Below are 6,245 nucleotides of genomic sequence, written 5' to 3' on the forward strand. Positions count from 1 at the left end.
AAAAAGGACAAGTTATCTGCGAATTCTACTGAGGCAGATAAGGCAAAGTGTTTGGAAGAAGATAAGGATTATATGGTAAATAATATGATAAACAATATGAAAGAGATTTTTGTGGAACTTTACGCGTATATTTTATGCAAAAAATATGGAGCTATAAATGGGTCTTTAGCTTCTAAGATTCTAAAGTTAGAGGGATTTGACGACTTAGTTAAAAACCCAGATTTTAAGAAATATATTGAGAAGATCGAAAAACTTCCGGATGAAGAGAAGCGTTCGCATATCTTATGGTCTATCTACGAGTTTTTACGTTATTGTTTGGAGTGCATTTACCCTGAGATGAAGAATGAGTATTTAGTAGGTCGAAAAAAAGTGTTCTTGGCGAAAAGAGATACGATAAACCGCTTTAAGAAAAAGATTGATGAAACCAACAAAGAGGTAAGGGGAATTCTAAAACCTTTCTTGTCAAAAGAGAACATAGATAAGAGAACATTTCTTAATAGCCTTCCTCCTCTTAGTTAGATTCTATCAAACTGGTTTACATTCCCTCACTCTCACCTCTTTGGGGTGGTGATGCCCATAATCACTCCGAGGACGATGGACCAGAGGGCGGCGAAGCCTATCTGGTATTCCCTGGGCAAGGAAAAGGTGACCGTATGAGCAGGGATCCAAAACCAGATCAGGGTAAACCAGGCGCTCTTTAACCCGGTAAAGTCCCACCGCCTCATAATGATATTGTCCTCCACCCGGTGAAAGAGCATCATCTGAGGACCGAAAAGGATGTTAACGAAAAGAGAAACGGAAAAAGCCCAGCCAATACCAGCGGAAAAGCCATCGGGAAGAAGGTGATGGGCAATGAGCGCCCGCACAAACCCCTTAATCCCCACGAAGCCGTACTTGATCACCACCCCGAGCACTGCCCAGGCGATGAGCTTTCCCAAAAACTCGAAAGGACCGAACGGGAAAAAGACCCTTTTCCTCCTTATCATCTGGGAGATGATCTCCCCCAGCGTTCCCAGAATGGCGAACTGAATGGCAGAAGAAGTAAGCGGATTGGCAGAAACCCACTGGACATAAAGGTTCATCTTATCCCTCCATAGTTGGTTCTGGTTTGAGGCAAAACAACCTCTTCCTTTACCTCAGCTCCTCGATACTATATCTCGTTTTTAAAGAGCCCCTACGGGCGGATATATACCTGATAGGTATAGGTTAGCACGGTCTCCTCGCCGGGCTTTAGCGGTATCTTCCAGGTGATCAGGGAGTGAGGGTTTAGCCCCTTGAGCTCCTCTGCCATCTTCTTCACCTTGCCGTTATGGCTTACCGTAAGCACCTCGCCGGTGAGCCTCTTCCTCACCTCAATGGTGATCCCCTTCGACTTCAGGTTCCTGATGGTTAGCTTGCCGGAAACGGTCACCAGATCGTAGAGGGGACTACGGATCCCTCCCACTCTCACCCCTCGCTTCCTTGCGGTCTCCTTCTCCTCTGCTTTGGTCTTGATGTCGCTCGCTATCGTCAGCTTGAGGTTGGTCTTCGCTCCCTTCGGGGTGTAGTTGATGATGTCCTGAGCTATTGGCTTCTCCCCACTGATGACGAAGGCAGGGGCGGTGGTCCAGGGATAGCGGGTGGTGTTGCTGAGTTTGATCGAATGCCAGACCACATTCTTCCGCTTCGGCTTGCTGATCCGATACCCCCGTTCATTCACCGCTAAGCCCTGTTCTACATCCCATTCGTAGATGTGCTGGTAGGGGACGAGGGCGGAGAAGAGGTGACAGTAGGCGCGCTCCCTCCTGTTCAGGGTTACCCCTTTCTTTTCATAGAAGAAGAGGTCCTCGGTGGAGGCGCCGGAAAGCCCGCGGATGGCGCCGTAGCCGTAGTCCACGGAGCCAGCACCAGCCTCCGCCGGAGTGGCACTTTGGACCATAAGCTTTGCCGCTCTCACATAATCTGTCCGCTCCTTTGCCCTGGTGAGGTTGGTGATGAACATCGAGAGGGAACGGGTGATATCGATGGGAGAGGGGTGGTTGGCGTAGAGGAAGTTGGGATAGCCCACCACGAGGAAGAGGTCGGCGTTTTTCAAGTCCTCGATGTCGTTTACGATTGCCGCCTTCATCGTGATCCTCGCCTTTTCTTTCCTCTCGATGTTCACTAAGTAGCTCGGGACCCAGGTTATCCCCTTGGCGAGATAGGCGAGGCGAACCCTTACCTTCCTCTTTTTGGTGGTCAATCTCAACCTGATCCTCCGGGTGCTCTCTTTTGCGGGGTAGGTTGAACTGTAGGGACCGATAAACTCAACCTTGGCGATGATGTTTCTCCTCAAGGCGAGGCTTCCCCGCTCGGTTTCGATTATCACTATCTTGCCCGGTGCCTTTTTGATCGTCCCCTCGATTACCTCCCTTCCCGCGGTTAGCCTCACCCTCTTTCCGATGTTGTGTTTGATGAGCTCGTCGATATCGCCTATCTCCCTCTTTTTTTCCTCCTTCAGCCAACAGCTCACCGCCTCCTCGAGGTAGGTGTCCTTGGTCAAGATGGAGATCCAGAAGGAGCCTAAGGTCGCTCTCGGGATGCGGTCGATCACCAGGAAGCCGTCTTTGGGAGTGCCCTCACCCTCCTCGATGAAGAAGCCAAACCCGTTTTTGAAGATGGCGATGGTCTTTGCCTTTGGGCTGATCAGGGATGGGTCGGTCTTTTTCTTTTCCCCCGTCGTGGAAAAAGCGAGCGAGGAGATGAGGAGCAATGTCAGACCAAATATAAATATTCTCCTTTTTCCTTCCTTGTTCATCTTTCCCCCCTTCATTGACATTTCTACCACAGAGGGGATGTTAAGTCAATCGGGATGATTTTTAAAGAACTCTATTATCCTTTCCGGCTTCTCCTTGGCAAGGCTCTGGAGGATGGTGAGTTTTTCCTTTGGTGAAAGCCTTTTTCCCATCTTTTCCTCCTCCCTTCTGAGCCAGGATAGGACCACCTCCTTTTCCTCGCCGTAGGGGGCTAAGTAGGCGTTTATCTGCTCCTCGAGGGAAGGGTTCTCCCCTTGTTTTGGAGGTTTTTCCCCTGAAAGGAGGGCGGAGGCGGTTTTCAGGAATCTTTCCGATCTTATCATCATCCCGTGGGCAGCGGGCGGTGTTTTGAGTTTCTCGATGATCGGTTTTAGTCTTTTGGTTTTACTGGATATCTGGGAGATGACCTGTTCTTTGGGGAGCGACTGCCAGATCTCGAGCTCCTGGAGCCGGTCTTCGAGGGGGTAGGGGGAATCCATCCCCCGGGAGAGGAAGCGCCACCAGTTTTTGATCGTCTCTTGTTCCTCATCGCTGTAGCGGACGAGGTGTCTCTGGATCCTTTGGATGCGCCAGTCATCGGTTGGTTTTTCCTGTTTTTTGTTCATTATTTCTCCCTGAACAATCTATGGGGGCGGTTATCAGGGCTTCATTTAGGTGTTTGTACATCAGGGCGAATTCTTAATAAGGTGGTTGCCCCTTTAATGAACCCCTGGGGCTGGTTAGCCCCCTGGGGCTGGTTAGCCCCCCGGAGCCTTTCTATGAGCGAGTAGGCTTCTCTTATTGCCTCGGGTATGTTTTCTTCTGCTTTTTTTCTCCCCGTTTCTTTCCCTTTTTCCTCGATAGAGTAGGGGAGGTCTCTGTATTTTTTGTTTTCTTCATCTGGGGAGGAGCCCCTCCCTAAGGGGAGGGGCTCCTCCCCTATTCTCTTTCTCTTTCTATTGTCTCTCCCATCTTTTTGATTTTTCTCGACTTGTTGCGATAAATGGTCGCTCAGAGAACCTTTATTTGAAAAATGAGAACCATTTATTGCAATCTGAGAACCATTTAATTTGATTTGGGAACCATTTATTGCAATTTGAGAACCATTTATTGAGCTCGATTCGTTCTTTGGGGGAGCCTTTGTGGGCTTTTCCTCCTTTTTCGGTATTTCGCGCAGGGTTATCAGGAGGTATCCGTTTCTCCCTCGTTTTCGTTTCTCTACGGAGATGAGCCCTTCCTTTTCCAGCCGTTCGATGGCGGAGAGGATGGTGGCTCGGGAGAGGCTCCTTTTTCTTCCCCTTTCTTCATAGCTCGTTTCCTCCTGTAATCCGCGTATGGTGATAAGGTGTTGACCTTTTTTCAGCCTTCGCACCTCGGAATGGGGGTAGGAGAGGGGGAATTGGTAGTTGTTTGCCCTCAGGTGGAGGTAGAGCCATACCTTGGCGCAGGCTGGGGGGAGGTTGCTTATCCGTTCGAGCGCCGGGATATAGCCTTTAATCCATCTTTTTCCACCCATTTCTTGATGAACCCCTGGAGCGGGATAGCTCCTCCGGGGTAGTTACCCCCTGGGGTAGTTACCCCCTGGGGTGGTTACCCCCTGGGGATTCATTTAGGAACTGACCAGTTCCCCAATGATGACGATCCCCAAATGAGCCCCGAGGTGGTAGCCTCCCCATTAATAGGCGGTTTGGGCGGCGTATTTTCAAGCTATTTTATACAGTTAGAGGATATTTTTGTTAAATTCTCCTTAAAACGGCGTTTTTCGAGTTAATTTTCCTTTTTGGCTGACTTCTAAGATCGTCTTCTGTACACTTAGGGGCAAATCCACTTAAGCCAATATTTTTATTGAGAAGGGCTTGAGGGGGTTAGTGTTACCTTTAGACAGGGAAGGAGATGATATGGAAAGTGGTAAAAAAGCAGTAATGGTTTTGGCGATCCTCGGGCTTTTTCTCATCGGGGCGGTCGCCTCCCCGGGGAGCGGGAAGAGCCAGGTGACGAAGAAGATCCAGGTCAAACCGCACTTTCTCTTTCCGGGCGTTCGTCAAGAACATCGGCAAGGGAGTTGAAACATAGGGTTCTCTTTTCACCTACTTCTCTTTCTAAAGGTCGATCTCGAGTTCGTTTTTCTCCTTGGTGAGGAGGTCGGTGGAAAGCTTTGCTTTAGCCTGTTCCTTGAGCAATTGGGCGAGTTCGTCCCTCGCCTCGATGATGAGCGATTCCGGCACTACACCTGCGCCGTCGATGTTGATCACGATCTTCTTGCTCTCCTCGGTGATCTTGGTGAAATCGCCGTTTCTATAGTTCCATTTTCGGCACATAACGGTGAGCGCCTCATCGTCGTAGTAGATCACCTCTCCCTGGTCCGGATGCTCTATTTCATCTTTTCCCAGCGGGGTGAACAGCTCGTTCCCCGAGGCAAATCCAAGGCGCAGGTTCCCCTTCACCTTGGCGATATCGTCTCCTCCGCAGGGGATGAGGTATTTGAGCGAGATGTAGTTGAAGGAGGCGACCACCGAATTGATGAACGGGATCTTGGCTCCCTTTTCTATCCTCTTCAGGAGCGCCTTTATCGAAGGAGGGAACCGGTTTGGATTGGAGCCGAAGCCCCGATGGATCTCGTCCCACGCCTTTATGAACTTGTGCTCGATGTTGTGCTCCTTTGCCCTTCTTTCTATCTCTTTATCGAGCAGTTTTTTTATATTCTCGTTTTCCCTTGCGTTTTCGATATCCTCTACGATGACAAGCCCCCTTTTGAACCCGGGGAACCTATCGAAGATCTCCTTTTCGATGATTATCTTCCTCATCTGCTCCTCCTTCAATTTAACTTCCCCTCGCTTATAGCAAAGAAAGGGAGCCTATGTCAAAGGGAAGGGTTTATTCCTCGGAGCTGAGAATTACTCTAAAGCGTAGAGATGGCAGTCGGTACTTCCAAAATAGATGGTACCGTTAGCCAGGGGGAAAGCCTGAATGTCCAGTAAATATGGATGCTGAACTGGTAATATTCTTTCATACCTTTCACAGGGCACTGCTTTGGCATATTTTATATGCCTCTCACTTTTTCTGATTCGTTTTTCCAAAATTTTCTACAATATTTATCTCTTCTTCAGTCAATCCATACAATTCGTATACCAGCTGGTCAATCTGGCGTTCGTATTCTTTGACTTTTGCCTGTTTTTGCGGATTTTCGAGATAGTCTTCGGATTGGGTGAGGGAGAGGATTTTATTGACTAAGTTAATAAATGGCTGCTGATTTTTAATAGAAATTAGCTTTATTGGTAATTTACCCATATAGTAAGAATCAAAATGCATGGTTCTGACTGCTCTATTGTAAACAAACCAGTAATAAAACCAAGATGCCAACGTAGAATTTATTAATGCAAGAATATATTCATATCGAAATTGGCTTGTAGTTAAGATAGTATTCATAACAGTATCAACTGATAGAAAACCTTGATTGTCCATAGTAGCCATAATGATTATCCTGTCGTATGG

8 protein-coding genes are annotated in these 6,245 nt (G+C 48.3%); 2 read left to right on the plus strand and 6 right to left on the minus strand.

Annotated features, from left to right (window positions below; all coding sequences use genetic code 11):
- Positions 1 to 519: hypothetical protein (locus tag J7L64_00240; protein ID MCD6450786.1), on the plus strand; the 519-nt coding region annotated here is incomplete at its 5' end.
- A 32-nt stretch (positions 520 to 551) separates the two neighbouring features.
- On the opposite strand, the gene J7L64_00245 is transcribed toward J7L64_00240, so the two are convergent.
- The 4 genes from J7L64_00245 to J7L64_00260 all read right to left on the minus strand — a co-directional run bounded on the left by J7L64_00245 (position 552) and on the right by J7L64_00260 (position 4,269).
- Positions 552 to 1,082, minus strand: a complete 531-nt coding sequence (locus J7L64_00245) for a hypothetical protein (protein MCD6450787.1) — start codon at positions 1,080 to 1,082, stop codon at positions 552 to 554.
- 92 nt (positions 1,083 to 1,174) lie between these two features.
- A complete protein-coding gene (locus tag J7L64_00250) occupies positions 1,175 to 2,776 on the minus strand; it encodes a DUF4139 domain-containing protein (protein MCD6450788.1) in 1,602 nt (533 codons plus the stop codon).
- Positions 2,777 to 2,821: 45 nt separating this feature from the next.
- The gene (locus J7L64_00255) at positions 2,822 to 3,379 is read right to left on the minus strand and encodes a hypothetical protein (GenBank protein MCD6450789.1); all 558 of its coding nucleotides are present in this window, start codon (positions 3,377 to 3,379) and stop codon (positions 2,822 to 2,824) included.
- A 41-nt stretch (positions 3,380 to 3,420) separates the two neighbouring features.
- The gene (locus J7L64_00260) at positions 3,421 to 4,269 is read right to left on the minus strand and encodes a hypothetical protein (protein MCD6450790.1); all 849 of its coding nucleotides are present in this window, start codon (positions 4,267 to 4,269) and stop codon (positions 3,421 to 3,423) included.
- Positions 4,270 to 4,651: 382 nt separating this feature from the next.
- Between J7L64_00260 and J7L64_00265 the strand changes: the two genes are divergently transcribed.
- Entirely contained in the window at positions 4,652 to 4,819 is a 168-nt protein-coding gene (locus J7L64_00265; GenBank protein MCD6450791.1) for a hypothetical protein, read from the plus strand.
- Between the two features lie 33 nt (positions 4,820 to 4,852).
- Here the strand turns inward: J7L64_00265 and J7L64_00270 are convergent, their stop codons facing one another.
- The gene (locus J7L64_00270) at positions 4,853 to 5,557 is read right to left on the minus strand and encodes a hypothetical protein (GenBank protein ID MCD6450792.1); all 705 of its coding nucleotides are present in this window, start codon (positions 5,555 to 5,557) and stop codon (positions 4,853 to 4,855) included.
- A gap of 247 nt (positions 5,558 to 5,804) precedes the next feature.
- Positions 5,805 to 6,245 (minus strand): hypothetical protein (locus tag J7L64_00275; GenBank protein ID MCD6450793.1); only part of this gene is annotated, 441 nt, incomplete at its 5' end.

The organism is Acidobacteriota bacterium, assembly GCA_021161905.1.
Lineage (GTDB): Bacteria > Acidobacteriota > B3-B38 > Guanabaribacteriales > JAGGZT01 > JAGGZT01.

Excerpts from the sequence above, each read along its gene's own strand:
- J7L64_00245 (MCD6450787.1), bottom strand. The coding sequence starts at position 1,082 with ATGAACCTTTATGTCCAGTGGGTTTCTGCCAATCCGCTTACTTCTTCT.
- J7L64_00250 (MCD6450788.1), bottom strand. The coding sequence starts at position 2,776 with ATGAACAAGGAAGGAAAAAGGAGAATATTTATATTTGGTCTGACATTG.
- J7L64_00255 (MCD6450789.1), bottom strand. The coding sequence starts at position 3,379 with ATGAACAAAAAACAGGAAAAACCAACCGATGACTGGCGCATCCAAAGG.
- J7L64_00260 (MCD6450790.1), bottom strand. The coding sequence starts at position 4,269 with ATGGGTGGAAAAAGATGGATTAAAGGCTATATCCCGGCGCTCGAACGG.
- J7L64_00265 (MCD6450791.1), top strand. The coding sequence starts at position 4,652 with ATGGAAAGTGGTAAAAAAGCAGTAATGGTTTTGGCGATCCTCGGGCTT.
- J7L64_00270 (MCD6450792.1), bottom strand. The coding sequence starts at position 5,557 with ATGAGGAAGATAATCATCGAAAAGGAGATCTTCGATAGGTTCCCCGGG.